The organism is Micromonospora sp. CNZ299 (assembly GCF_002754415.1).
Window position 1 is genome coordinate 1,395,557 of record NZ_PEFG01000001.1, and the last position, 26,318, is coordinate 1,421,874.

Consider the following 26,318-nt stretch of genomic DNA (forward strand, 5'->3'; position numbering starts at 1 on the left):
TGCTGTCCATGACCTCCGCCACGTCGCCCGTTCGGGGCACTTGCCGCCGCGCCTCCGGTGACAGACTGGTCGCCGCAGGCAACGAACGGCGTAAGGGGAACGCGGGTGGGCTGGCGCAGTTTTGTCGCGGTCGGGGACAGCTTCACCGAGGGTATGGACGACGCGTACCCGGACGGCACCTACCGGGGTTGGGCGGACCTGGTGGCGACCCGGCTCGCCGCCGACGCGGGGCCCGACTTCCGGTACGCGAACCTGGCCATCCGTGGCCGGCTCTTCCCCAGCGTGGTCGCCGAGCAGGTCCCCTCAGCGGTGGCGATGAAGCCGGATCTGATCAGCTTCGCGGCCGGCGGCAACGACGTGCTGCGCCGCAGCTTCGACCCGCACACGCTGGTGGCCCGCTTCGACGAGGTGGTCCGGCAACTGCGTTCCGGCGGCGCGGACGTGCTGCTCTTCCGGTTCGCCGACGTGATGGCCCGACTGCCCGGCCAGCGCCTCGTCGCCCCCCGGGTGCAGTTGCTCAACCAGGCGGTCGGCGAGACCGCCGAGCGGCACGGCGCGATCATGGTCGACCTGTACGCCGACGACACCTTCCTCAACCCGATGCTCTGGAGCACCGACCGGTTGCACCTCTCCCCGGCCGGCCACCGGCGAGTCGCCGGGCAGGTGTTGAACGCGCTCGGGGTCGGTTGCGACGAGGAGTGGCTGATGGTCCCGCCGCACCCGGCCCCGTCGCCGTGGCTGGCAGCCCGCGCCGCCGACCTGCGGTGGGCCGGACGGCACCTCGCCCCCTGGGTGAAGCGGCGGTTGACCGGTCGGTCGTCCGGTGACACGGTGACGGCGAAGCGCCCGCTGCTCGGGCCGATCGTCGACTGAGCGTGCTCACCCTTCACACCGCGCCGCTGCTGTGGCGCGACCGGGTCGGTGAGGCGGAGCCGGAGCACGCGGTCCTGGTGGGCGGCGACCGGATCGAGGCCGTCGGACCGTTGGCCGAGTTGAGTGGGGCGTACCCGGGTGTTCGGGTCCGCCGATGGCCCGGCACCCTGGGGCCGGGTCTGCTGCACGACGGCCCGCTGCCGGCGGCACCCACCCCACGCGAGCGGGTGCACGCGCTGCTGCGCAACGGAGTGACGGCGGTGTTGGCCGAGCACCTGACCGACCCGCTGCTGCGGGCTGCCGTCGACAGGAGTGACCTGCTGGTGCTGCCCGCCGCGGTGTCGGCGGTGCTGCTTCCGGGCGGACGCGCCGACCTTGCGGTCCACGGTGTAGACGGTGTCTGCCTGGTGACCGTGGTCGCCGGGCGAATCGTCCACCGCCGCGCCTGAACGGCACTGTCAACGTTCCCCGCACCACATCTGTGCCCCCCGATCCTCGATGGCGGGCCGTCCGGTCGTGTCGCGGCGTAGTTTGGGGATCATGTCTGTGCCGAGCGATCCTGATCCCCGCCTCCAGTCGTACGCGGACCCGCAACGGCTGGTCACCACCGAGTGGCTGGCCGAGCACCTGGACGACGAGGGCCTCGTCGTTGTCGAGTCCGACGAGGACGTGCTGCTCTACGAATCCGGCCACATCCCCGGTGCCGTGAAGGTCGACTGGCACCTGGAGCTGAACGACCAGGTGACCCGGGACTACCTGGACGCGAAGAGCTTCGCCGAGCTGTGCGCCGCGAAGGGCATCGGCCGGGGCGACACCGTCGTCTTCTACGGCGACAACTTCAACTGGTGGGCCGCGTACGCCCTCTGGGTGTTCTCGCTCTTCGGCCACGCCGACGTGCGACTGCTCGACGGCGGCCGGCAGAAGTGGATCGCCGAGGGCCGCGACGTGACCCGCGACAAGCCGGCGCGCCCCCGCGCCGACTACCCGGTGCCGCAGCGGGACGACGCGCCGCTTCGCGCCTACCGTGAGCAGGTCATGGCGCACATCGCCGCCGGCCGGCCGCTGGTTGACGTCCGGTCGCCGAGTGAATACACCGGCGAGACGCTGCACATGCCGGACTACCCGCAGGAGGGCGCGCTGCGTGGCGGGCACATCCCGGGTGCGGTCAGCAAGCCGTGGAAGTCCGCCGCCAACGAGGACGGCACCTTCAAGTCCGCCGACGAGCTGCGGGCGATCTACGCGGACCAGCTCGGGCTCAGCCCCGACGACGACGTGATCGCGTACTGCCGGATCGGTGAGCGGTCCAGCCACACCTGGTTCGTCCTGCGGCACCTCCTGGGCTATCCGCAGGTGCGCAACTACGACGGCTCGTGGACCGAGTGGGGCAACCTGGTCCGGGCGCCTGTCGTCAAGGGCGATCAGCCCGGCGGCCTCGCCGCCTGACCAAGCTGGCCAGCCCTGTCCCCGCGCGACCACCCGGCCGCGCGGGGATGAGGGCTCAGCCGGCCAGTGCCACCATGCCGGTCAGGTCGCGGACCACGCCGGTGACCTCGCCGGTCTCCGGGTGCCAGCGCACCAGGCCGCCCGGTTGCAAACGGAGCAGGACGGCACCCCGGTTGTCCCAGCCCAACACCTCGCAGCAACCCTTCCACCGGTCGCGGCCGAGGTCGAGCACGTGGGCCACCGCACCGGTCCGGGCATCCAGCACGGCCACCCCCTCGGCACCGTCGATCTCGCTGTTGGTGATCCACGCCGAGCGCGCCAGGCGTTCGCCGTGCAGCCAGCCCCGGCCGTAGAACTCGTTGACCTGGTACGGCACCGGTAGCGGGCCGCCGGTGACCTTCTGTTCGGAACGAACCGTGCCCTCACGGGCGGTACGGCTGCGCAGGGTCAGGTTGTCCCGCATGCCGCTCACCTCGACGAGCGCCGCCTCGCGACCGGCCGCCGGGTCGGGCGCGACCAGGTCCCAGAGCGAGACGTCGAGCTGGCTGGCCGCGCCGGAGGCCCGGTCCACCGCGTACGTCCGGCCGTCGCCGCCGACCAGCACCCGGTCGCCCGCCCAGACCACCATTTCCAGGTAGCCCTCGAGGGGGATGCGGCGCACGGTCGCCGCGGTGAGGTCGACCATGATCAGCTCATTGGTCTGCGCGAACGCGGCCGACCGGCCGTCCGGCGAGAGCACTCCCGCCTTCAGGGCGGGTGCCTGGTTGCCGCCCGAGTCCCGGGTGGGGGCCGGGGTCACCACGTCGAGACTGCGCACCACACCGTCGTCCCCGAGCACCCGGACGGGACCGTCCGCACGGTATTCCTCGCTGTCCAACGGCTGGAACAGCGCCAGCGCCCGCTGGACCGGTCGGGCGGAGAGGGGCACTGTCGCCGGGTCACCGAGTCGGGCCAGCGGATCAGGCGGGAAGGTCAGCTCGGCGGGGGCGCGCACCACCGGCCCGGCGTGGTTGGGCGCGACGGTCGGCGCCACCGAGTGGTCCGGCGGTGGGTTGGCGGGCGGTCGCAGGGCAGCGACAGTGCCGCCACCGATCAGCACCACGGCCACTGCCACCGCGCCGACGGCCCGGCGGGTACGCCGAGTGCGCCGGGCCCGTTCCCAGCCGGTGACCGCGGGGTGGCTGGGCCGGACGTCCTCGACGCTGACGGTCAGCAGTTGACGCAGGTCCTGCTCGTTCACGGGTTCACCTCCAGGCCGTTGGCCAGGTCGGCGGGGCGCTGGCTCGGTCGGGCATCCCGGGCCAGGTCCGGAGCGACCTCGCGGAGTCGGCGCAGCGCCGCGTGACACTGGCTCTTCACCGTGCCGACGGTCACCCCGAGCGCTTCGGCGGTGGCGACCTCGGTCAGATCCTCGTAGTAGCGCAGCACCAGCACGGCCCGCTGCCGTGGTGGCAGCAGGCCCAACGCGTCGTGCAGCGTCAGCCGCAACGCGCCGTCCCGGTCGTGGGCCACCTGCTCGGGAGGTGTGGCGCTGAGCCATTCCCGCCGTCGGCGACGCCACCACGACACCGCGTCCCGGTAGAGGATGGCCCGCACGTACGCGGAGGGGTCGCCGTCACGGACCGAGGACCAGCGCAGCGCGAGCTTCAGCAGGGCGTCCTGGAGCAGGTCTTCGGCCTGGTGCCGGTTGCCGCAGATCAGGTAGGCCGCGCGCAGCAGCCGGTGTTGGTGGCTCTCCACGAAGGCGAGGTAGCCGTCGCGTCCGTCGCTTCTCGTGGCTGCCATCCGCCCCCCTTCCGGCCGTCGCGATGCGCGTCACCTGGCAGACGCACGGGAAGGGGGAAAAGGTTGGGTCAGCTCTCCGGCGTTCCGGTCAGATAGCGCTGGAGGGTCGGCGCGACCCAGGAGACCAGGTCCTGCGGTGTCGTGTCCACCATGGGCGGCAGGCGGACGACGTACCGGGTGTAGGCGAGGCCGAGGATCTGACTGGCCACCAGGCCGGCGCGCCGGGCGGTAGTGGTCGGGTCGGTGCCGAACGTGGCCACGGCCGCGGTGAGCTGGTCGGCGAAGATGCCGCGCATCCGTTCGGCGGCACCGGGGTTGGTGCTGGCGGCCCGCAGCAGCGCCACGAGCGTCTCGTCGCCTTCCCAGCGGGTGAGGAAGTGCCGGACCAGCGTCTCACCGAGCTGCTCGGGTGGCACCGCAGCCAGGTCGGGCAGTCGGAGGTCGAACTCGGCCGCCGCGGCGAAGAGCCCCTCCTTGCTGCCGTAGTAGCGCATGACCATCGACGGGTCGATCTGGGCGTCGGCGGCGATGGCCCTGATCGTGGCCCGCTCGTAGCCGTCCGCCGCGAACCGTTCCCGGGCCGCGCGCAGGATCGCCGCCCGGGTGGCGTCCGAGCGGCGGGGAGAGGTCGGTTGGGCCGGCGCTGTCATGTCAACGACCGTAGGCCAACACCTGTTGACATGCAATCGACTGGCCTCTAGCGTCGCCAACAAGTGTTTGCCAACAGATGTTGGCAACGGTCTTCTGGAGGTGGCCATGCTGCCCACGAGCACCGACGTCCTGGTGGTGGGCGCAGGGCCCACCGGCCTCGCCGCCGCGCTGACGCTGGCCCGGCGCGGGATCGAGGTGACAGTGCTGGACCAACTGGCCGAACCGCCGATCACCTCCCGCGCGGCCGTCGTGCACGCGTACACCCTGGAGGTGCTGGACCGGATCGGCGCTGCGGCGCCGCTGGACGCCCAGGGGGTGCGGACGCCGCGCTTCACAGTGCGCGACCGGGACCGCGTGCTGCTGTCGGTGCCGTTCCACAAGCTGCCGTCCCGGTTCCCCTACGCGCTGCTGGTCTCCCAGTCGGTCACCGAGGCGGTGCTCGCCGGGCAGTTGGCCGAACTCGGCGTCCAGGTGCGACGGCCCTGCCGGCTGACCGGGTTGACCACCACCGGTGACGGGGTGCTCGCGCAGGTCGACGGAAAGACGCTGCGCGCCCGGTTCGTCGTCGGCGCGGACGGCTTGCACAGCACCGTCCGGCAGTTGGTCGGCATCGGCTTCACCGGCCCCAGCGACGAGGAGTCCTTCGTGCTCGCCGACGTACGGGTCCGAAGCGTTCTGCCCCGAGACGAGGCGGCGCTCTTCCTCGCCCGCTCCGGGCCGCTGATCTGGGCCCCGCTCCCGGACGGGGTGGTCCGACTGGTCGCCGCCGTGGCGACGGCCCCGGCCGAGCCGGACGAGGCGTACCTCCAGGCGCTGCTGGACGAGCGTGGTCCGGCGCGACGACCCGACCGGGTGACCGAGGTGCTCTGGGGCTCCCGGTTCCGGGTGCATCACCGGATCGCCGACACGTTCCGAGCCGGGCCGGTGCTGTTGGCCGGAGACGCCGGACACGTGCACAGCCCGGCCGGCGGGCAGGGCATGAACCTCGGCATCTGCGACGCGGTCGCCCTCGGCACCGCGCTGGCGGACGTGCTCGACGGTGGTCCGGACGCGCTGCTCGACGACTACACCGCCCGGCAGCGGCCGATGGCCGAGGACGTGCTGAGCTTCGCCGCCGGGCTGACCCGGCTGGCCACCGTCTCCCCGGCCCGCCGGCCGGCCCGTGACGTGCTGCTGCGGCTGCTCGGTGCCGTGCCACCGTGGCGCCGACGGATCGCGCTGCGACTGTCCGGGCTGTCCCACCGGGAACGCACGCCAGGCTAGGAGATCAGGTCTCGCGCGACCGGCACCGGCTGGGCACCCGCGGGCGGGTCGACCGGCCGCAGTGTCCGCCACGCGGCCAGTGTGACCAGTGCGAAGATGCCGGCCGCCGCACCCGCCACCGGCGCCGTCCCGTACGCGGCGGCGGCCAGCCCGGCGAGCGCCGCACCGATCGGCGCGGTGAGCAGGCCGACCATCCGCTGGGCCGATCCGACCCGGCCGAGCAGCCCGGCCGGCACGTTCCGCTGCCCGTACGACGCCCACAGGCTATTCCACACCACGGTGCCGGCGGCGAAGACGGCCAACGCGAAGCCGCCCGGCACCGGATGCCGGGCCAGGGCAAACCCGGTCAGCGCCACGGTCTCCGCGGCGAGCACCACGCACAGCGCCGGCACCGTGCCGAGCCGGGCGGCGAGCCGACCGGACCCGAGCGCCCCCGCCAGGCCCCCGACGATCGCGGCGGCGGCGAACAACCCGTAGCCGGCTGGCGGCACCCGCAGCACGTCCAGCGCATAGAGCACCAGCACCGCCATGATCCCGCTGATCGCCAGGTTGCTCGCGGCGGTGAGCAGAGTGACCCGCCACAGGGTCCGGTGCGCACGCAGCCAGCGCAAACCTTCGACGATCTCGCCCCACACCGACCCGCGCCGAGTGCCGGGCCGCGCTGGCACGCTCGCGACGGGAGTGGGGGCGAGGGCCAGCACGAGCAGCGCCGCCGCGGCGAAGGTGACGGCGTCGAGGGCGAAGGGGAGGGCCGGGGCGACGGCGAAGAGGACACCGGCGGCCGGCGCCCCGAGGAAACCGCCGGCAACCGCCGACCCCGCCTGGAGTCGACCGTTCGCCCGGGGCAGCGCGTCCGGTGGCACCAGCGCGGGGAGCAGCGCGAACGAGGCCGAGTCGAAGAGCGTCCCCAGTGTGGCGAGCAGGAACGCCGCGACCAGCAGCACCAGGACACCGACGCGGTCGAGTGCGACCGTCACGGCCAGTGCCGCCACCACGACGGCACGGATACCGTCGACCAGGGCCATCGTCCGACGACGGTCCCAGCGGTCCGCGTACACGCCGCCGAGCAGACCGAAGATCAACGGCGGCAACTGACCGGCCACGGTGACCGCCGCGATGACCCGCGGGTCGCGGGTCACTGTCGCCGCCAGCAGGGCCAGTGCCGGCGTACGCAGCGCGTCCCCGAACCGCGACGAGACGGCGGCGGACCAGAGCAGCCGGAAGTCCCGGCCCAGAGCTGAGGAGGTCATCCGGTGACCGTGCGGGTTCGACCGGGTCGAGGGTCAAGCCGCCGGGCGAAAGGGGGACGCGCGTGTCGGTGATCATCGGTACGGTGGGCGCCGGCATTTCGGGACCGGGGGAGAAGACACGCGTGGACCACACCTTCCAGGTCGACCTTCGTGGCGTGGTCGACCTGCTCAGCCATCACCTCTACGGCAGCCCGCGGGTCTACGTCCGAGAGCTGCTGCAGAACGCGGTGGACGCGATCACCGCGCGACGCTCGACCGAGCCGGACGCGCCAGCCCTGGTCCGCATCGAAACTCCCGAGATCACCGGCGACGGCACGCTGCGGGTGCACGACACCGGGATCGGCCTGACCGAGGCGCAGGTGCATGAGCTGCTGGCCACCATCGGTCGCAGCTCCAAGAGGGACGATCTCGGCTTCTCCCGGCACGAGTTCCTCGGCCAGTTCGGCATCGGCCTGCTCTCCTGCTTCCTGGTCGCCGACGAGATCCAGGTGCTCACCCGCAACGGCGAACACCCCACGGTCCGCTGGACCGGCTACGCCGACGGCCGGTACGCGGTGAGCCTGGCACCACCGGAGGCCGCCCGCGCCGAACCAGGCACCACCGTCACGCTGGTGCCCCGCCGCGACGCCGACCAGTGGTTCACCACACCGACCGTCACCGACCTGGCCCGCCTCTTCGGTTCGCTGCTGCCGGTCACCGTCCGGGTCGGCGACGTGGTCACCACCACCGGTGAGCCGCCCTGGCCGACCGCGCCGGGCGCGCCGGTCGACCGGGCGGCGCTGATCGCGTACGCCCGGGAGACGCTCGGCGTCGACCCGTTCGACGTGCTGCCGTTGACCGTGCCGGAAGCCGGGTTGACCGGTGTCGCCGTCATCCTGCCCACCCCGGTGAACCCGGCGGCCCGTGCGGGGCACCGGGTCTACCTCAAGCGGATGCTGCTCACCGAGCACGCCGACGGGTTGCTGCCGGACTGGGCGTTCTTCGCGCACTGCGTCGTGGACGCCACCGAGCTGCGCCCGACCGCCAGCCGGGAAGCCCTCTACGAGGACACCCTGCTGACCGCGACCCGGGAGGCGCTCGGCGACCAGATACGCGGCTGGCTGGTCCGGCTGGCGCGGCACGACCCGCACCGGCTGGCCGAGTTCCTCCAGGTGCACCACCTGGGTGTGAAGGCGCTGGCGCTGCACGACGACGAGATGCTCCAGCTGGTCGACCGGTGGTGGCCGATGGACACCAACGTCGGCACGCTCACCCTCGCCGAGTTCCGGGAGCGCTACGGCGTGCTCCGCTACGCGGCGAGCCTGGACGAGTTCCGCCAGCTCGCCGCGGTGGCTGCCGCACAGGATCTGGCGGTGGTCAACGGCGGCTACACGTACGACACCGAGCTGATCGAGCGGCTGCCGGCGGTGGACCGCTCGGTGCTGATCGAGCGTCTGGAACCGAGCGATCTCACGACCCGCTTCGACAGCCTCGACCCGCACGTGGAGCTGGCGCTGCGGCCGTTCCTCACCGCCGCGCAGCGGGCCGTCGAACGTTCCGGCTGCGAGGTGGTGATCCGGGCGTACGACCCGGTGTCGCTGCCCGCGCTCTACCTGGTCAGCAGGTCGGCGGCGTTCAACGACCAGCTCGCGGCCAGCCGGGACCGGGCCGACGAACTGTGGGGCGGGGTCCTCGACGCGCTCGCCTCCACCGCACCACCGGACCGCCCGCAGTTGGTGCTCAACCACCGCAACCCTCTGGTCCGCCGCGTCACCGCGCTGGCCGACCCGGAGCTGGTGGGGCTCGCCGTCGAGGCGCTCTACGGGCAGGCGCTGCTGCTCGGGCACCATCCGATCCGCGCGGCCGACGTGGCCCTGCTGAACGATTCCTTCCTCGGCCTGCTCGGCCGGGCCGTGCCGGGACAGGAGTGAACGTGAGCGACGAGGATCTGTGGCGGGTGCTGCGCGGCATCGCCGACATGCCGTACGGGGCGGGGCAGATCGCCGCGCTGGAGCAGCTGTTGCGTCGGGTCGACGCAACCGACGACCGACACCTTGCCTTCGTCACCCGGATGCAGGCCACCACCGGCTACATCTACGGCGGCGAGCCGGCGAAGTCCTTCGTGACCTTCTCCTGGTGCCTGTCCGAGTTCGACCAGGATCCGCAGCCCTACCACCAGCGGCACCTGCACAACCTGCTCTGGCACTTCAAGTACATGGTCAACGGGCTGCTGAACTTCCCAGAGGTGCCACTCGACCGCACGTACGCCGTGCTGGACGACATGGAACGCCGCTACCGGGCCGGTGGGCACAGCCTGCAGACCGTCCACAAGCATCGGTTCCGGGTCGCCAACCACGTGGGCGACGCCGAGGCGGCCGCGCACTGGTACCGGCTCTGGCAGACCACCCCACGCGACGCCCTCTCCGACTGCGCCGGCTGTGACCCGACGAGCCAGGTGAACTACCTCGCCGACACCGGGCGGGACGCGGAGGCGGTGGCGTTGTCCGAGCCGGTGCTCGCCGGCCGGCTCACGTGCAACGAGCAGCCGCAGGCGATCCTCACCGCGCTGCTCCTGCCGTACCTGCGGACCGGGCGGGCCGAGTCGGCGCGGGACGCGCACCGGGAGGCGTACCGCCGGTTGCGCGGCAACCTCGCCGACCTGTGGGACATCGGCGACCACGTCGAGTTCTGCACGTTGACCGGGAACGAGGCGCGGGCGGTGGAGTTGGTCGAACGGCACCTGGACTGGCTGGACCGGGCACCGTCGCCGGCCGCCGCGATGCACTTCGCTGCGACGGCCGCCGCAGCGCTGCGCCAGGCCGGTCAGAGCGGTGAGGCGACCCTGTACCGACGGGCTGCCGAGGGCCGACCGGCCGGCGAGGTGTCGGCGTTGGTGCTCGCCGACGAGCTGACACGGACCGCGACCGGGCTGGCGGAGCGCTTCGACGCCCGCAACGGAACCACCCACCAGTCGGAGTGGATCGCCCGCCGGCTCGCTGTGCGGCCGCGCGGCGAGCACCTGCCGCTGTCCGCGAGCGTCCGCCGTCGCCCGCCACGCCCGACCGAGGGCGAGCCGACCACTCCCACGAGCAGGGCCTCTGCGGCGACCGACGACGTGGTGCGCTCCGGAATGGCCGTGCCGGCCGCCGTGCCGGTGCCCGCCGACGCCGGGCCGGATGAGCTGCTGAACCTCGCCGAGCAGAGCTGGGGTCGGCACGACCCGGCCACGTTCCGAGCGGTGCTGGCCGCCTACGACGAGCGGTTCGGTTCGGCCGACCTGCCCCCGCGTACGCTCGCCCACCGGTTGGCGTTGCGGGCGGCCGAGCGCGGCGACGAGGACGACATCCCGGGCGCGATCGAGATGAGCCGAGCGGCACTGGAGGCGTACCGGACGGCGGGCGAGGAGTTGTCCGCCCAGGTGATCGCCGGGCGGCTCGGCGTGCTGCTGACCCGGTCCGACGACGACGCCGACGAGGGGTTGGCGTTGGTCCAGAAGGCAGCCGAGGTGCTGGACCGGGACGGCGACGCCCGGCAGCGGGCCGCCGCCCACGACCGGGTGGCGTTGGCGCTGCTGCACCGGGAACGCTGGGCCGACGCGCTCGCGGCGCTGGACCGGGTGCCGCCCGACGCGGGTGGCGATCCATACCTGGCGGCCCGGGTCGCACTGCACCGGGCGCACCTGCTGGAGCAGGCGGACCGTGTCGAGGAGGCACGCGCCGCCGCCGACGAGTCCCGTCGGATCGGCCGTGAACTGGGCGTCGGTGAGCTGGTCACGGCGGCCTGCCTGGCGTACGCCCGAACGGTGGACGACCCGGCCGAGGCGGTGGCCGCCTGCGACGAGGCACTGCCGCTTGCACCTGCGGACGCGGAGTTGCCGGTTCGCGTCGCCCGCGCCCGCGCGTTGCTCGCCGCAGGCCGGGCCGCCGACGCGGTGGACGACCTCGTCGAGGCGGTGACGCTCTGCGTGGAGCGGGGCGCCGAGGGAGACGCGTTCCTGCGGTGGGAGCTGGCGAACGCGTACCGGATGGTGGGGCGGCTCGGCGAGGCGGCCGAGGTCGCCGAGGAGGCCGTCCTCGGTCTCGACCGGCTTGGCGCCCAGGCCGAGGCGGACCGTTGCCGGCACCTGCTGGCCGGCGTGTACGCCGGTCTCGGCGAGATCGATCCGGCGCTGACCCTGCTGGAGCAGTTGGCCGACAACCTGAATGGTCCCGACAACCTCCCGTATCGGGCGCAGGTGCTGGAGGAGGCCGGCGACATCCTCTACGACGCGGACCGGGACGCGGCCGGCGCAGAGCGGTTCGCCTCAGCCGCCACGGCGTACCGGCTCGGCGGCATGCCGCTGGACGAGCTGCGGGCGCGTCGGCGCGAGGCGTACGCCTGGTTCTGGGCCGACGACCGGCCGGCGGCGATCCGTGCCGTCGAGCAGGTGGACGCGTTGGCGGCGACGCTGGCCGGACAGGCCGAGCCACCGGTGACGTACGAGCTGGCGATGGCGGCCGAGGCCGGGGCGCGGGTGCTGACGGCCGACGGCCGGCTGGACGAGGCGCTGGCGCGACTCACCGGGGTGCCCGACCAGCTGCGGTCGATCGAGGCATTCGGTGAGGCCGCCCAGGTGGAGGGTCTCACCGGCGAGTTGCTGCTTCGACTGGATCGGCCGGCCGAGGCGGAGCCGCTGCTGCGGCGTGTCCTCGGTGGGCTGCCGGCCGACTCGCGGCCGGTCCGCCAGACTGCCTGGCTGCTGGCCCGTGCCCTGGATCTGCTGGACCGGCCCGCCGAGGCCGCCGCGCTGCGGACGGAGCACGACCTCGATCCGGACGATGACTGAGCGCGCCGAGGTGTGCCCAATCGCTGGGTAACCAGCGGCCCCCCGTGGTCAGGTCGCGGTCTACGCTTGCCCGGTGACGGTGGAGCAGCAGGCACGGGGTGCGGCGGGCGCGGGCCGGCGCAGGTCCCGCAAGGACGAGATCCTGGAGATCGCGGTCGGTCTGTTCGCCGCCCGTGGCTACCACGGTGTGTCGATGGACGACATCGGTGCGGCGGCGGGGGTCACGGGTCCGGCGCTCTACCACCACTTCGCCGGCAAGGAGGCCATGCTGGCCGCCGCGCTGATCCCGGTCAGCGACGGGTTGCTGGCCGGTGGGCGGGAACGTGCCGCCGGCCGCCCGGACGACCCGCGCGTTGTGCTGGAGTCGCTGATCGACTTCCACGTCGAGTTCGCGCTGGCCAACCCGGCGGTGATCGCGTTGCACCTGCACGAGTTGGATCGCCTGCCGGAGGAGCCGCGACGGCAGATCCGTCGCCTGCAACGGCTCTACGTCGAGGAGTGGGTGACAGTGCTCACCGCGCTGCACCCGGGCATGCCCGACGGTGAGGCTCGGGTGCTCGCGCACGCCGCGTTCGGTCTGATGAACTCGACCCCGTTCCTCGGTGGCGAGGTGGACCGCCGACGCCGTGCCGAGCTGCTGCGCGGCGCGACCCTGGCCGCACTGCTCGCCTGAGGCCGACTCGCTCGCCTGAACCCGACTCGTCAGAAGCCCGTCGGTCATGATTCCCTGACTACCGTCCCACCATCCGGACGCCGGGAGGAAACATGATCGAGTCACTGCTGGTCGCCAATCGGGGCGAGATCGCCCGCCGGATCATCCGGACCGCCAAGCGGCTCGGCATCCGCGCGATCGCTGTGTACTCGGAGGCCGATGCCGACCTCCCGTTCGTGGCCGAGGCGGACGAGGCCGTTCTCATCGGCCCGCCGAACCCGGCGCAGAGCTACCGCAACGCCGAGGCGATCCTCGCCGCCGCGAAGGCGACAGGTGCGCAGGCCATCCACCCCGGTTACGGCTTCCTGTCGGAGAACGCCGAGTTCGCCCGTACCGTCGAGTCGAGCGGCCTGATCTGGGTCGGGCCCGACGCGGACGCGATCACCGCGATGGGCGACAAGATCAATGCCCGGAACCTGATGGCGGCCGCCGGCGTTCCGGTCGCGCCCGGCACCACCGACCCGGCCGCCGACCTGGACGCGGCGGTGACCGCCGCCGCCGGGATCGGCTACCCGGTGATGGTCAAGGCCGCGGCCGGTGGCGGCGGCATGGGCATGGGCGTCGCCGTCGACGAGGCCGCGCTGCGCACCGAGTACGACAAGGTGCGCGCGTTCGCCGAGCGGATGTTCGGCGACGGCTCGGTGCTGATCGAGCGGTACTTCCCCCGGGTGCGGCACGTCGAGGTGCAGATTCTCGGCCTGGCCGACGGCCGGGTGGTGGCGCTCGGCGAGCGGGAGTGCTCGGTGCAGCGACGCAACCAGAAGCTGGTCGAGGAGTCGCCGTCCCCGGCGGTGTCGCCGGAACTGCGATCCCGGCTGCTGGCGGCGGCGGTGCGTGCGGGTGAGGCGGTCAGCTACCGCAACGCGGGCACCGTGGAGTGTTTGCTCGATCCGGAGACGAACGAGTTCTTCTTCCTGGAGATGAACACGCGCCTTCAGGTGGAGCACCCGGTGACCGAGTACGTCTACGGCGTCGACCTGGTCGAGGAGCAGTTGCGGGTGGCGTCCGGGCTGGCGCCGACCTTCGACCCGGACGCGTTGGCGCCGAGCGGTCACGCCATCGAGCTGCGGATCAACGCCGAGGACCCGAAGCGCTTCCTGCCCGGCCCCGGCGTGATCAGGACCTGGGTGGAGCCCACCGGCGAGGGTGTGCGGGTCGACTCCGGTTACACCGAGGGCAACACGGTCACGCCGTTCTACGACAGCCTGCTGGCCAAGCTCATCATCAGCGGCGCCACCCGTGACGAGGTGCTGGAGCGGGCGAAGACCGCGGTCGCCGCCTTCCAGATCGAGGGCCCGAAGAACAACGTCCCCTTCTTCGCCGAGCTCCTGACCAACGAAGAGTTCCTCTCCGGCGCCTACGACACGGGCATCGTCTCCCGAATGCGCTGACCGGCCAGGCCGTCGCCCCTGCGGGGAGGCAGGACTGGTTCGTTCGCCCTTTGCTCTGCTTACCTATAGGCGACAGCGGTTGTCCTGATGACGGACAGTAGCCGTCGCACATAGGGCAGCAGAGCAAAGGGGCCGACATGCTGTCCCGATCCGACGTCACAGCGAGGTGACCGATGAGTCAACTACCAGATTCCGTCTCCATCCGTGAGGTCGGGCCGCGGGACGGGTTGCAGAACGAGGACCCGATCCCGACCGACGCCAAGGTGCGGCTTCTCGACGCCCTCTCCGGCACCGGCGTACGCCGGATCGAGGCGGTGTCGTTCGTGCACCCCAGGGCGATCCCGCAGATGGCCGACGCCGACGAGGTGTGGCAGCGGGCGGTCAAGGCAGACGGGGTGCGGTACTCGGCGCTGGTGCCGAACACCCGGGGCGCCCAGCGGGCCCTCGCCGCCGGCTTCACCGAGATCGAAGTGGTGGTCTCCGCCAGCGACACGCACAACCGGCGCAACGTCAACCGGTCGACCGACGAGTCGCTGGACGACATCGCCGAGCTGATCGACCTGCTGCACGGCGCGTCCGCGCAGGTCGAGGTGATTGTGGCGACCAGCTTCGGCTGCCCGTACGAGGGTGACATCGACCCGGCGCGGGTGGCCGGCATCGTCGACCGGGTGGTCCGCGACGGCGCGGACCGGGTCGCGTTCGGCGACACCACCGGCATGGGCACCCCACGCCGGGTCCGCGAGCTGCTGACCGCGGTACGCGACCGCAACGCGCACGTGCCGGTGCTGCTGCACTTCCACAACACCCGGGGTACGGCGCTGGCCAACCTGTTGACCGCGCTGGAGCTGGGGGTGACCGAGTTCGACGCCAGCGTCGGTGGCCTGGGCGGCTGCCCGTACGCGCCGGGAGCAAGCGGCAACCTGGCCACCGAGGAGGCCGTGCACATGCTGCACGACATGGGCATCGACACGGGCATCGACCTGGCGGCCCTGATCGAGGCGGCGGAGCTGGCCGAGGAGTTGCTCGGCAAGAAGCTCCCGTCCGGCGTGCTGCGGGCGGGCCCGCGTACCCGCCTGACGCCGATGCCGAGCTGAGCGGTTCGGACGCGACGAAGGGGCCGGCGCACGCGCGCCGGCCCCTTCCACGTGCCAGGTCGATCAGCTCACGGAGGTGAGCGCGCTCGGCCAGCTGTCGCGGAAGATGTCCGCGCTGCGGTCGGTGGCGCTGAACGTGCCGGCGAAGAGGTTGCTCACCCGGCTCGCCTCGGCGGAGCTGGGGTAGGCGTTGGTGCAGCTGGTGCCGGCGCTGCCGCCGGACATCAGCAGCGCGCAGTTCCCGTTGTAGTTGTCCGGCAGGCCGAGGATGTGCCCGATCTCGTGGGTCATGATCCGCAGCACGCTGTACTGGGCGGCCTGCTGGGTGTCGATGTAGACCCGGCCGTTGCCGAGGCTGGTCCGCTGAGCGTACGAGCCGCCGCCGGTGATCCGGTAGATCCGGAGGTTGGAGCCGCAGTTCGCCGAGAGGGTCAGGTTCACTGTGGCGTTGTTCCAGATCGATGCGGCCTGGTTGGCGACGCTGGCGTAGCTGCCCGCCTGGCTGGTGTTGTAGCAGATGGTCATGGCGGCGGACGCGGGCGACGGGTTGGCGACCGTGACGCCGAGGGTGGCGAGTGCCGTCGCGAGGAACGCGACCGCGAGCCGATTGAGTCGTGAGGTCATCGCTGACTCCGATCTGGGAGGGGGGTGTCAGGAGCCTAGCGATAAGCATTCATCTTTTTCAATGTCTTGCGTCAAGCTTCGCCGTCTGATTCGCCCGTGGGTCGCCGACGGTCGTGCCGATGCGCTAGCCTAACGATCGTTCAGGTCGTTATGGCGAGGGAGTCGGCGTGACGCTCGACGGTGAGGCACTGGAGCAGCTGCGCAAGCGGGCCCGGTCCGGCGGCGCGGACAAGTACCACGCGGCCAACGCGGCCAAGGGCAAGCTGTTCGCGCGAGAGCGGGTCGCGCTCCTGGTCGACGAGGGCTCCTTCGTCGAGGACGGCCTCTATGCCAACACGATGGCCGAGGGGCTGCCCGCCGACGGGGTGGTCACCGGCACCGCCACGATCGACGGCCGACAGGTCTGCCTGATGGCCAACGACTCCACCGTCAAGGCCGGCAGCTGGGGCGCCCGCACCGTCGAGAAGATCATTCGGATCATCGAGCGGGCGTACGGCGCCGGTGTGCCGATGGTCTACCTGGTCGACTCGGCCGGCGCCCGGATCACCGACCAGGTCGACCTGTTCCCCGGCCGCCGTGGCGCCGGCAAGATCTTCTGGAACCAGGTGCGCGCCTCCGGCTCGATCCCGCAGGTGTGCGCGCTGTTCGGCCCGAGCGCTGCCGGAGGGGCGTACATTCCGGCGTTCTGCGACGTGGTCGCCCTGGTCGACGGCAACGCGAGCATGTATCTGGGCTCGGACCGGATGGTCGAGATGGTCACCGGCGAGAAGACCACCCTGGAGGCGATGGGCGGGGCCAAGGTGCACACCGCCGAATCCGGCGTCGGGCACTTCCTCTGCAAGACCGAGGCCGACGCGCTCGACGTGGTGAAGACCTACCTGTCGTACCTCCCGGCGAACTGGACGCAGGCGCCGCCGACCGCCCCGGCCGTCGCCGCCCCGGCCAAGGCCGACCTGGCCGCGCTCGTGCCGGCCAGCGAGCGGCAGGCGTTCGACATGCGGCGCTACGTCAAGGGTCTGCTCGACGAGGGTTCCTTCTTCGAGATCCAGGCCCTCTGGGCCAAGGAGCTGACCATCGGCTTCGGCCGACTCGACGGCCAGGTCGTCGGTGTCATCGGCAACAACTCGATGTTCAAGGGCGGCGTGCTCTTCGTCGACTCGGCCGACAAGGCGACCCGGTTCGTGCAGCTCTGCGACGCGTTCAACGTGCCGCTGCTGTTCCTCAGCGACGTACCCGGCTTCATGGTCGGCAGCGTGGTGGAGAAGCAGGGCATCATCCGGCACGGCGCGAAGATGATCACCGCGATCTCCGAGGCGACGGTGCCGAAGATCTGCGTGGTGGTCCGCAAGGCGTACGGCGCCGGCCTCTACGCGATGGCCGGTCCCGGGTTCGAGCCGGACGCCACGATCGCACTGCCGACCGCGAAGATCGCGGTGATGGGGGCCGAGGCCGCTGTGAACGCGGTCTACGCCAACAAGATCGCCGCCATCGCGGACGAGAACGAGCGGGCCGCCTTCGTCGCCGCGAAGCGGGCCGAGTACGAGCAGGACATCGACGTCGTCCGCCTCGCCAGTGAGCTGGTGGTGGACGCCATCGTCGAGCCGCAGGACCTGCGCACCGAGCTGGTCCGTCGGTTCGCGGCGGCGCGTACGAAGGACCGGCACTTCTCCCGCCGTCGGCACGGCGTCACCCCGGTCTGATCCTCGATCCGGGCCCCCCACAGCGACCCGCCCCGGCGTCACGAGCGCCGGGTGGGACCGTCCTTACAGGAGGATGAGATGGACTTCCGGCTCACCGACGAACAAACGGCGCTGCGGGACAGCGTGCGGGACTTCGCGCGCGAGGTGGTCGCCCCGGTCATCGCCGAGCACTACGAGCAGCACACCTTCCCGTACGAGGTGATCCGGCAGATGGGCAAGATGGGCCTGTTCGGCCTGCCCTTCGGCGAGGAGCACGGCGGCATGGGCGGCGACTACTTCGCCCTCTGCCTGGCCCTGGAGGAGATCGCCCGGGTCGACTCCAGCGTGGCCATCACGCTGGAGGCGGCGGTGTCGTTGGGCGCGATGCCGATCTACCGCTTCGGCACCGAGGAGCAGAAGGCGACCTGGCTGCCCAAGCTGCTCAGCGGCGAGGCGCTGGCCGGTTTCGGTCTCACCGAGCCGGGCACCGGCTCCGACGCCGCCGGCACGCAGACGCGGGCGGTGCTGGACGGCGACGAGTGGGTGATCAACGGCTCGAAGGCGTTCATCACCAACTCGGGCACCGACATCACGGCCATGGTGACAGTCACCGCGGTGACCGGCACGAACCCGGACGGTTCCAAGGAACTGTCGACCATCATCGTGCCGACCGGCACGCCCGGGTTCACAGTGGCGCCGGGCTACTCCAAGGTGGGATGGACCGCCTCGGACACCCACGAGCTGACCTTCGACGACTGTCGCGTGCCGGCCGCCAACCTGCTCGGTGCACGTGGCCGGGGTTTCGCCCAGTTCCTGCGCATCCTCGACGAGGGCCGGATCGCCATCGCCGCGCTGGCCGTCGGCCTCGCCCAGGGCTGCGTCGACGAGTCGATCAAGTACGCGAAGGAGCGGCACGCCTTCGGCCGGCCGATCGGCGCCAACCAGGCGATCCAGTTCAAGATCGCCGACATGGAGCTGAAGGCGCACACCGCCCGGCTGGCCTACTACGACGCCGCCGCCCGGATGCTGGCTGGCGAGCCGTTCAAGCGGCAGGCCGCCATCGCCAAGCTGCACGCCAGCACGATCGCCGTGGACAACGCCCGGGAGGCCACCCAGATCCATGGCGGGTACGGCTTCATGAACGAGTACCCGGTGGCCCGGTTCTGGCGGGACTCCAAGATCCTGGAGATCGGCGAGGGCACCAGTGAGGTGCAGCGCATGATCATCGCTCGCGATCTGGGCCTCTGAGAGATCCAGTCGGACACCCGCACCGGGTGGACCGCCAGTACGGCTGTCGGGTTTCGGCGGGTGGGCGTCAATAGCCCGACGTTCGACTGCCGAGCGTCGGAGTCGATCCGTACTCTTCGTGCCCATGACTCCGGATCATGATCGGTCGCGGAGCCCGGCTGGTCGTACCGCCCTGTCGGAGCTGCTTCGCGAGCATCGACGCGCCGCCGGCCTGACCCAGGCCGAGCTGGCGTCCCGGGCCGGGGTGGGTGTGCGGACGGTGCGTGACCTGGAGCGCGGTCGGGCGGTCCGGCCGCAGCGCACCACAGTGGACCTGCTGGCCACGGCGCTGGCGTTGACCGACACCGGCCGGGCGGCGTTCCTGGCCGCGGCCCGCGGCTCCGCCGGTGAGCTGGTCCGCCCGGCCACCACCTCTCCGGCGCTCGCGGTCAGCGGCAGAGCCACGTCCGCCGACCGGCCGGTCAACCTCCCACCACCGGTGACGCTGATCGGCCGGGACCGCGACATCACCGAGCTGACCGGAATGCTGACGGCGGAGCGCGGGCCCCGGCTGGTGAGCCTGGTCGGGTTGGCCGGGGTCGGCAAGACCGCCCTGGCGACGTCGATGGCGCACGTGGTGGCCTCGGCCCATCCGGCCGGCGTGACCGGGGTGCTGATCGGCGAGGGCTCGGACGGGCCGGACGTGCTCGCCGCCTCGATGTCGGTGCTCGGCGCGGCACGGCTGCCGGACCTGGTGGCCCGGCTCGCCGGGCAGCCGGCGCTGCTGGTGATGGACGCGGTGGAACGCGCCCCGGGGCCGGTGGCCGCGACGCTGCACCGGCTGCTCGCGGCCCTGCCCTCGCTGCGGGTGCTGGTCACCGGACGGCACCCGGTTGGCCTACCCGGCGAGCGGGTCTGGCCGGTCTCCCCGCTCGACGTGCCGCCACCGGACGCCGAACGCTCCGGGCTGGCCACGCTCGAATCGTGGCCGGCGGTCGCGTTGTTCACCGCCCGGCTCGCTCAGGTCCGCCGGGAGACACCCACACCCGACGAGCTGCCAGCCCTTGCCGCGCTGGTTCGTCGCCTGGGCGGGCTGCCGCTGGCCATCGAGCTGATGGCCGCCCGGGGCCGGCTCCTCGACCTCACCGAGCTCCTCGACCGGTACGGCGACCGGGTGCTCGACCTCGCCACTCCCGCCGATCCCCCCGTCCACCCCGGTTGGGACGCGTTGGACGCGTTCACGGCGGGGTCGAGCCGCCCGGAGACCACCCCGGCGGTGGCCACGGTCACCCTGCGCGACGCGGTGGCGAGGAGCTACCGACTGCTGGCGCCGGACGAGCGGGCGGCGCTGCGGCAGCTCGCCGTGTTCGGCAACCGCTGGTCGGTGGAGTTGGCCGAGGAGATGCTCGCCGACGAGGCCGACCGGGACGGCACGGTGGCGATCGATCCTGTTCCGCTGTTGGACCGGCTCGTCGAGCTGGGGCTGCTGGGCGTACGCGGCACCGGGTCGTTCCGGTTCCGGCTGCTCGACGCTGTCCGTGACTATGCCGTGGAGCAGGCGGCCGGCGAGGGTGAGCTGACCTGCATCCGGCGGCGGCACGCGGAGGTGATCGCGCGGTTGGTGGCACGGACCGCGATCGACCTGATCGGCCCGCGAATGTCCGACGCGGTGCACCGGCTGGACGAGATGAGCAGTGACATCAGCTCGTCGCTGTCCCACGCGGCCACCGACGACCCGTTGACCGCGCTGCGGCTGGCGGCCTGTCTGACCCGCTGGTGGCGATTCCGTGGGCGCGACGTCGTCGGACGACAGTGGCTGCACCGGCTGCTGGCCGACCCGCGTACCGCCGACGTCGATCCGGTCCTGCGTGGCTGGGCCGCGCTCGGGGTTGCCCGGCTCGCGGCCGAGCACGGCGCGAGCGCCGAGGAACTGCCGACGGCGCGCGCGGCGTTGGACACCTTCCTGGAGGCCGGCGACGTCACCGGGGAGTTGGAGGCGCGCACCGTGCTCGGCAACCTGTTGATCTCCGTCGGCCGGCACGACGAGTCTCGCGAGCAGGCCGAGGTGGTGCTGCGGCTGGCCGCCCGCAATGGGCGGACCCGCGACCTGGCGGTGGCCCAGAACAGCCTGGCCTGGCACGAGATCCGGGTCGGTGACCTGCCTGCGGCCCGACGGCGGCTCGCCGCGGTGGACCGGCTCGCCGGCGAGAGTGGGGAACAGCGGCTGCGGGTGCTGGCCTGGGCCAATCGCGCCGAGGTCGCCCGCCTGGAGGGCTGGTACGCGGACGCCGTCGACCATGGTCGGCGGGCGATGGCGGGGTTCTCCGAGCTGGGCGATCCCGGGCACCGCCGCCGGGTGCTGGGAACGGTCGGGTTGGCGCTCGCCCAGGACGGGCGTGCTGCCGAGGCGACCGAGGTGCTCACCGAGCTGCGTACCGGGGTGACCGAGGCTGCGGCGGCCGGGTCGGGTCGGGTCCTGCCGCGACCGCGCTCCGGTGACGCGGCACTGCCCTGGGGTGGACCGGACGCCGGGCTCTGCGCGCTGATCGAGGGGAATCTCGCGCTGCACCGGGGTGACCGGGAGTTGGCTGCCGAGTGGTTCGCCGCCGCCGCCGACGAGGCGGGCCAGGATCGCCGGGACGTGGTGGAAGCGCTGGTGGGGCTGGCCGCGAGCACTGCCGATCCGGCAGTGCTCGACCGGCTCGCCCGAACCTGCCAGGAGAGCGGCATCCAGCTGCTGCCGCAGGAGACCGGACTGCTCTACGCGTTGACCACCGCCCGGGAAGGGCCGGCGGCCCGGTAACCCGGACCGTGTCGGCCGCCTCGGGCGCGGCCGAGGACGACCGGGGGCGAGAGAGTGGCGCGGGCGAAGAGCCCCCTTGGTGCTACCCCTCGCTGATCGCCCGCGCCGTCACCCCCCGGTGATCCCCGGTGCACGAAGCCTGCCACCGCTGCGACGGCAGAAAGCCGGCTTCGCCCGGATCATCCAGCTTGGCTCAGCCAGTTCTGCCGGTCTTTCTGCCGGTGCTGTCACCCCGCCCACCCTCGGGTGTGCTCAGGACCGGGCGGCGTCGGTCTGCTGCTCGAAGCTGGTGTCGTCGCTGCCGGCGGTGGCGCACGGATGCGCGGCGTCGCGGACCCGGCGCAGCCCGTCGAGAAGGGCCGCCAGTGCCTCGGGGTCGAGTTGGCCGGTGAACCACTGCTCGATCATCTGCAGGTGCCCGGGCAGCGTCTCGTTCAGTCGCTGCATGCCGGCGGCGGTGACCACCGCGTACGAGCTGCGCCGGTCGCTCGGACAGGCGCGTCGGGTGAGCAACCCGTCACGTTCCATCCGGTCCACCACACGGGTCACTCCGCTGGTCGACAGGGAGGTCTGCGCGGCGAGGTCGGTCATGCGTAGCTGGTTGCCCGGTGAGCGGGCCAGACGGGTGATGACCTCGAACTCGACCGCGGAGAGGCCGTGCTCTTCGAGTTGGGCGTTGAACCGGGCTGAGAGCCCGGCGTGTGCCTCGAAGAGCAGGCCGACGGCGGTGATCCGGGGATCGTCGAAGACGTTGGTCACCGGTTCATCGTAGCAGTACTTGACACGGGGAATATTGCAGTGGTTATAGTTGCTCAGGCAGTCGTTGGGCTACTAAACAATCTCCTGGAGGACAGCAGCATGACCAGCAGCATCGATGCGGTTACCCGCGACTGGGACGGCCTCACCATCCCGGCGGCCGGCACCTACGCGCTGGACGTGGCGCACAAGCGGGTTGGCTTCGTTGCCCGGCACATGATGGTGAGCAAGGTTCGCGGTGAGTTCAACGAGGCGACCGCCACCATCACCATCGCCGAGGACCCGCTGCAGTCGTCGGTCGTCGCGACCATTCAGGCGGCCAGCATCGACACCACGCAGGCCGACCGGGACGCACACCTGCGCAGCCCCGAGTTCCTGGACTCCGAGAAGTTCCCGACGCTCGAGTTCCGCAGCACCGGGGTCAAGTCCCGTCGTGGCAACGAGTTCGTGCTCACCGGTGAGCTGAGCATCAAGGACGTCACCCGCCCGGTCGAGCTGGAGGTGGAGTTCGAGGGTGTCGGCCGCAGCCCCTTCGGCCAGGACATCTTCGGTTTCTCGGCGAGCACCGAGATCGACCGCGAGGAGTTCGGCCTGACCTGGAACGTCGCCCTGGAGACCGGGGGCGTGCTGGTCAGCCGCAAGATCAAGATTGAGATCGAGGGCGAGGCCGTCCGTCAGGCCTGATCCCCTCCGGATCAACCACGCAGGGCCCGCGCCGCACGTCGGCGCGGGCCCTGCGTCGTCTCTGACATCCGATGCCGAGGTCGTGGTAATTGTCACGAGTTGTTCTCACCGCCATCGGGTCCTGACGGCTGGCGGCGGGGTACAGATGGCGCCACGAGCAGCGTCCGCTCGGGTCGATGTCGGATCACCGCCATTGGCCTCTGGCCCCGGTCAGGTGGGCGCTCTTACCGTGATGGTTCACAATGCGCTTCCGGGACGGCAGGATCCCGACCGCGCCGGTTGTCGGGAGGACACCACATGGGCAGGGACGTCTCGCAGGGCGCCTTCACCCGGGATGATCGCGTCCGGTACCGGCAGAAGGTGCGGCGGTGCCTCGACGTCTTCGCCCTGATGCTGGACGACTTCGGGTTCGACGCCGACCGACCGATGACCGGCCTGGAGATCGAACTCAACCTGGTCGACTCGGCGGCCGAGCCGGCGATGCGCAACGAGGAGATCCTCGCCGACATCGCCGACCCGCTCTTCCAGACCGAGCTGGGGCAGTTCAACCTCGAACTCAACGCCGAGCCCCGGCTGATCGAGGGCGCCGGTTTCGCCGAATACGAGCACGACCTGCGCGGCAGCCTCTCCCGGGCCGACGAGCGAGCGGCCAGGTCCGACGCCAAGATCGTCCTGGTCGGCATCCTGCCCACCCTCACCGAGGGGCACCTGGTCGAGGACAATCTCTCCACCAACGAGCGCTACCGGGTGCTCAACGACCAGATCGTCGGCGCTCGGGGCGAGGACATCGAGCTGGACATCCGTGGCGTCGAACAGCTCCGCACGCACACCGACTCGATCGCCCCCGAGGCCGCCTGCACCAGCCTCCAGTTCCACCTCCAGGTGGCACCGGACAGCTTCGCCGACTACTGGAACGCGTCCCAGGCCATCGCCGGTGTGCAGGTGGCGGTCGGCGCGAACAGCCCCTTCCTGTACGGCCGCCAACTCTGGGCCGAGACCCGGATCGCCCTTTTCCAGCAGGCCACCGACACTCGTCCGGATGAACTGAAGGCCCAGGGCGTACGGCCCAGGGTGTGGTTCGGCGAGCGGTGGATCACCTCGATCTTCGACCTGTTCGAGGAGAACGTCCGGTATTTCCCGCCGCTGCTGCCGATCTGCGAGGACGAGGACCCGGTGGAGGTGCTGCACGCCGGCGGTGTGCCGCAGCTCGGGGAGTTGAGGTTGCACAACGGCACGGTCTACCGGTGGAACCGCCCGGTCTACGACATCATGAACGGCCGTCCGCACCTGCGGGTGGAGAACCGGGTGCTCCCGGCCGGTCCGACGGTGGTGGACATGCTCGCCAACGCGGCCTTCTACTTCGGGCTGGCCCGCGGTCTGGCCGAGTCGGACCGCCCCATCTGGAGTCAGCTCACCTTCAGCTCCGCCGAGGAGAACTTCCACGCCGCCGCCCGGCGTGGCCTCGACGCCGTGCTGCACTGGCCCGGGCTCGGTGAAGTGCCGGTCACCAAGCTGGTGCTGGAGCAGTTGCTGCCCACCGCCGCCGTCGGCCTGGACGGGTTCGGTGTCGCCCCGGCCGAGCGGGACCGGCTGCTCGGCATCATCGAGCAGCGCTGCCGGACCGGCCGCAACGGGGCTGTCTGGCAGACCGAGGCGGTCTGGGCGGCGGAGCGGCAGCTCGGCATGGACCGGAAGGACGCGCTGCACCACATGGTCCAGCGCTACCTGGAACTCCAGCGCACCAACAACCCCGTCCACACCTGGCCAGTCCCCTAACCCCACACCCGCGCCCCACCCCCACCCGCGTCGATCATGAAGTTGTTGCCACGACACGCGCGTGGGATGGCAACAACTTCATGGTCAACAGAGCAGGGCAGTCCTCAGTCCGTCGTGGGGCGGGTGGCGCGGCGGGTTGAGCGGGTGCGCTGGGCGCTTGACGTCGGATCCTCGGTGGTGGATGGGGCGACAACCGGGACGTCCGGGTTCACGCGTGGTGCGGGCACCCTGGGTGTCGGACCCTCGTTCGGCGGGGAGGCCGCCTCAGTTGCCTGCGGTGCGGTGTCGGCCCTGCTGCGCCGACCTGTGGTGCGGGTCGACGAGTCGGGGGCCGGTGGCGCGGGATCGGCTTCGGCGACCGCAGTGGGCGTGACCCGGGCGGTCGGAGTCGGCCCGCCGTCGGTAGCCGGGGTCAGTTCGGGCTCAACGGTCGAGGTCGGGCCGCTGGTCGTACCCGGCGAGGCCGCGCCGCGGTGCGCCGCCCGGTGCCGGTCGGCCCGCTCGGCGAGGACGGCGGCCAGCACCGAGCCGCCGACCCCGGCGATCACCGCGTACGGGGCGATCAGTTGGGTGGACAACTGTGCGGGGCCCAGCGTCGACCAGTGCGGCAGTGTGGTCAGGTAGGCGAGCGCGACGAGCACCGGGCCGGCAGCGCCGGAGGCTGCCGCGCCGACGCGGTGCCCGGCCGGGCGGGCGGCCCGCCGGGCCGCCAGCAGACCGATCAGCAGCGCGGGTACGAGTGCCAGCAGCGCGCCGGGCCAGTAGAGCTGGTCACCGATCCAGTACCGCGAGTGGTCCGGGTCGAGCTGCCAGGTGCCCAGTTGAGCACCGGTCAGCCCTCGCCCGACGCGTACCCCGTCAATGACCGAGACCACCGCGAGCAGCCAGAGCCAGGCGGCCGTCGCGGTCACGTTGACCGCGGCTGCCCGGGAGCGGAGCGCCCAGATCGCGACGAGCACGCCCAGCAGGATGCCGAGCGTCGCCTGGACGGCGGCGGTCCGTTGCGGTGCGCCGGTGTCCGCGCCGGTCGCGACCCGCGCGGGCACGGCGATCAGCAGCACCGTCACCAGGCCGCCGATCCCGGCGCCGAGCGCGAGGGCGACCCGGCGCAGCAGACCGCCACGGTCGTCGGGCGCGGCCACCTTGCTCGCCTGGTGGTCGGCGGCACCGGCGGCAGGTGGAACTCCGCCACTCTGGGACGCCTGATCCAGCACGGTGGCGCGCTCGGTCACCTGCGGCTCGGCCGTTGTCGGTGTGGTGCGTTGGTGCAGTCGCTGCGCGCAGACCGCGCCGAGGACCGTTGAGCTGGCAGCGAGCCAGGTCGCCCAGGCGAGGCCATCCGCCCAGGCGGTGTCGGTGGCTCCGGCATCGGTGGGCGTCCAGGTGATGACGCCCAACCCGTAGCCGAAGCCCAGTTGGGCGGCGCCCGCGCCGGCAGCGACCCCGATCGCCGTGGCGATCGACACTCCCCAGCCCTGTCTGGCCATGCCGGGCAGCGTAACG

At 72.0% G+C, this 26,318-nt stretch carries 21 protein-coding genes; 14 read left to right on the forward strand and 7 right to left on the reverse strand.

Features of this window, described 5'->3' with window-relative positions:
* The first annotated feature begins 105 nt into the window (after window positions 1–105).
* The 3 genes from CLT68_RS06675 (at window position 106) to CLT68_RS06685 (ending at window position 2,316) form a co-directional block, all read left to right on the forward strand.
* Window positions 106–873: an SGNH/GDSL hydrolase family protein gene (locus tag CLT68_RS06675; protein WP_099849529.1), complete on the forward strand. Its 768-nt coding sequence runs from the start codon at window positions 106–108 to the stop codon at window positions 871–873.
* 2 nt (window positions 874–875) lie between these two features.
* Window positions 876–1,322: an imidazolonepropionase-like domain-containing protein gene (locus tag CLT68_RS06680; protein WP_099849530.1), complete on the forward strand. Its 447-nt coding sequence runs from the start codon at window positions 876–878 to the stop codon at window positions 1,320–1,322.
* A 91-nt stretch (window positions 1,323–1,413) separates the two neighbouring features.
* Window positions 1,414–2,316, forward strand: a complete 903-nt coding sequence (locus tag CLT68_RS06685) for a sulfurtransferase (RefSeq protein WP_099849532.1) — start codon at window positions 1,414–1,416, stop codon at window positions 2,314–2,316.
* Window positions 2,317–2,371: 55 nt separating this feature from the next.
* Here CLT68_RS06685 and CLT68_RS06690 read toward each other — a convergent pair whose 3' ends face one another.
* The 3 genes from CLT68_RS06690 to CLT68_RS06700 all read right to left on the reverse strand — a co-directional run bounded on the left by CLT68_RS06690 (window position 2,372) and on the right by CLT68_RS06700 (window position 4,751).
* On the reverse strand, window positions 2,372–3,556 hold the full coding sequence (locus CLT68_RS06690; RefSeq protein ID WP_099849534.1) for a hypothetical protein: 1,185 nt from the start codon (window positions 3,554–3,556) through the stop codon (window positions 2,372–2,374).
* The gene (locus CLT68_RS06695) at window positions 3,553–4,101 is read right to left on the reverse strand and encodes a SigE family RNA polymerase sigma factor (protein ID WP_088950827.1); all 549 of its coding nucleotides are present in this window, start codon (window positions 4,099–4,101) and stop codon (window positions 3,553–3,555) included. The genes CLT68_RS06690 and CLT68_RS06695 overlap by 4 nt, the downstream gene beginning before the upstream one ends.
* A gap of 68 nt (window positions 4,102–4,169) precedes the next feature.
* Window positions 4,170–4,751 (reverse strand): TetR/AcrR family transcriptional regulator, encoded by a 582-nt coding sequence (locus CLT68_RS06700; protein ID WP_099849535.1) that lies wholly within the window; start codon window positions 4,749–4,751, stop codon window positions 4,170–4,172.
* Window positions 4,752–4,857: 106 nt separating this feature from the next.
* Between CLT68_RS06700 and CLT68_RS06705 the strand changes: the two genes are divergently transcribed.
* Window positions 4,858–6,015 carry an FAD-dependent oxidoreductase gene (locus CLT68_RS06705; RefSeq protein WP_099856858.1) on the forward strand — a complete coding sequence of 386 codons (1,158 nt, stop codon included), beginning with the start codon at window positions 4,858–4,860 and terminating at the stop codon, window positions 6,013–6,015.
* Here the strand turns inward: CLT68_RS06705 and CLT68_RS06710 are convergent.
* Window positions 6,012–7,265 (reverse strand): MFS transporter, encoded by a 1,254-nt coding sequence (locus CLT68_RS06710; protein ID WP_099849537.1) that lies wholly within the window; start codon window positions 7,263–7,265, stop codon window positions 6,012–6,014. The two genes, CLT68_RS06705 and CLT68_RS06710, sit on opposite strands and share 4 nt — an antisense overlap.
* Window positions 7,266–7,387: 122 nt before the next feature.
* Between CLT68_RS06710 and CLT68_RS06715 the strand changes: the two genes are divergently transcribed.
* The 5 genes from CLT68_RS06715 to CLT68_RS06735 all read left to right on the forward strand — a co-directional run bounded on the left by CLT68_RS06715 (window position 7,388) and on the right by CLT68_RS06735 (window position 15,266).
* On the forward strand, window positions 7,388–9,175 hold the full coding sequence (locus tag CLT68_RS06715; RefSeq protein ID WP_099856860.1) for an HSP90 family protein: 1,788 nt from the start codon (window positions 7,388–7,390) through the stop codon (window positions 9,173–9,175).
* A 2-nt stretch (window positions 9,176–9,177) separates the two neighbouring features.
* Window positions 9,178–12,069: a hypothetical protein gene (locus tag CLT68_RS06720; protein WP_099849538.1), complete on the forward strand. Its 2,892-nt coding sequence runs from the start codon at window positions 9,178–9,180 to the stop codon at window positions 12,067–12,069.
* 73 nt (window positions 12,070–12,142) lie between these two features.
* The gene (locus CLT68_RS06725; protein WP_099849540.1) at window positions 12,143–12,742 is read left to right on the forward strand and encodes a TetR/AcrR family transcriptional regulator; all 600 of its coding nucleotides are present in this window, start codon (window positions 12,143–12,145) and stop codon (window positions 12,740–12,742) included.
* 92 nt (window positions 12,743–12,834) lie between these two features.
* Window positions 12,835–14,172: an acetyl-CoA carboxylase biotin carboxylase subunit gene (locus CLT68_RS06730; RefSeq protein WP_099849541.1), complete on the forward strand. Its 1,338-nt coding sequence runs from the start codon at window positions 12,835–12,837 to the stop codon at window positions 14,170–14,172.
* Between the two features lie 173 nt (window positions 14,173–14,345).
* Window positions 14,346–15,266, forward strand: a complete 921-nt coding sequence (locus CLT68_RS06735; protein WP_099849542.1) for a hydroxymethylglutaryl-CoA lyase — start codon at window positions 14,346–14,348, stop codon at window positions 15,264–15,266.
* A 63-nt stretch (window positions 15,267–15,329) separates the two neighbouring features.
* Here the strand turns inward: CLT68_RS06735 and CLT68_RS06740 are convergent, their stop codons facing one another.
* The gene (locus tag CLT68_RS06740) at window positions 15,330–15,890 is read right to left on the reverse strand and encodes a snapalysin family zinc-dependent metalloprotease (protein WP_088950833.1); all 561 of its coding nucleotides are present in this window, start codon (window positions 15,888–15,890) and stop codon (window positions 15,330–15,332) included.
* A gap of 167 nt (window positions 15,891–16,057) precedes the next feature.
* On the opposite strand from CLT68_RS06740, the gene CLT68_RS06745 reads away from it, so the two are divergent.
* The 3 genes from CLT68_RS06745 to CLT68_RS06755 all read left to right on the forward strand — a co-directional run bounded on the left by CLT68_RS06745 (window position 16,058) and on the right by CLT68_RS06755 (window position 21,599).
* Window positions 16,058–17,590, forward strand: coding sequence for an acyl-CoA carboxylase subunit beta (locus CLT68_RS06745; RefSeq protein ID WP_088950834.1), 1,533 nt, complete (start codon window positions 16,058–16,060; stop codon window positions 17,588–17,590).
* 78 nt (window positions 17,591–17,668) lie between these two features.
* Complete coding sequence (locus tag CLT68_RS06750) at window positions 17,669–18,817, forward strand: acyl-CoA dehydrogenase family protein (protein WP_088950835.1); 1,149 nt, start codon at window positions 17,669–17,671, stop codon at window positions 18,815–18,817.
* Between the two features lie 124 nt (window positions 18,818–18,941).
* Complete coding sequence (locus tag CLT68_RS06755; protein ID WP_099849544.1) at window positions 18,942–21,599, forward strand: helix-turn-helix domain-containing protein; 2,658 nt, start codon at window positions 18,942–18,944, stop codon at window positions 21,597–21,599.
* A gap of 252 nt (window positions 21,600–21,851) precedes the next feature.
* Here the strand turns inward: CLT68_RS06755 and CLT68_RS06760 are convergent, their stop codons facing one another.
* Window positions 21,852–22,358: a MarR family winged helix-turn-helix transcriptional regulator gene (locus CLT68_RS06760; protein WP_099849546.1), complete on the reverse strand. Its 507-nt coding sequence runs from the start codon at window positions 22,356–22,358 to the stop codon at window positions 21,852–21,854.
* 99 nt (window positions 22,359–22,457) lie between these two features.
* Here CLT68_RS06760 and CLT68_RS06765 point away from each other — a divergent pair, with 99 nt between their 5' ends.
* The gene (locus tag CLT68_RS06765) at window positions 22,458–23,039 is read left to right on the forward strand and encodes a YceI family protein (RefSeq protein ID WP_088950838.1); all 582 of its coding nucleotides are present in this window, start codon (window positions 22,458–22,460) and stop codon (window positions 23,037–23,039) included.
* Window positions 23,040–23,336: 297 nt separating this feature from the next.
* A complete protein-coding gene (locus CLT68_RS06770; protein ID WP_099849547.1) occupies window positions 23,337–24,815 on the forward strand; it encodes a glutamate-cysteine ligase family protein in 1,479 nt (492 codons plus the stop codon).
* 104 nt (window positions 24,816–24,919) lie between these two features.
* On the opposite strand, the gene CLT68_RS06775 is transcribed toward CLT68_RS06770, so the two are convergent.
* Complete coding sequence (locus tag CLT68_RS06775) at window positions 24,920–26,302, reverse strand: hypothetical protein (protein WP_143743138.1); 1,383 nt, start codon at window positions 26,300–26,302, stop codon at window positions 24,920–24,922.
* Window positions 26,303–26,318: the final 16 nt, after the last annotated feature.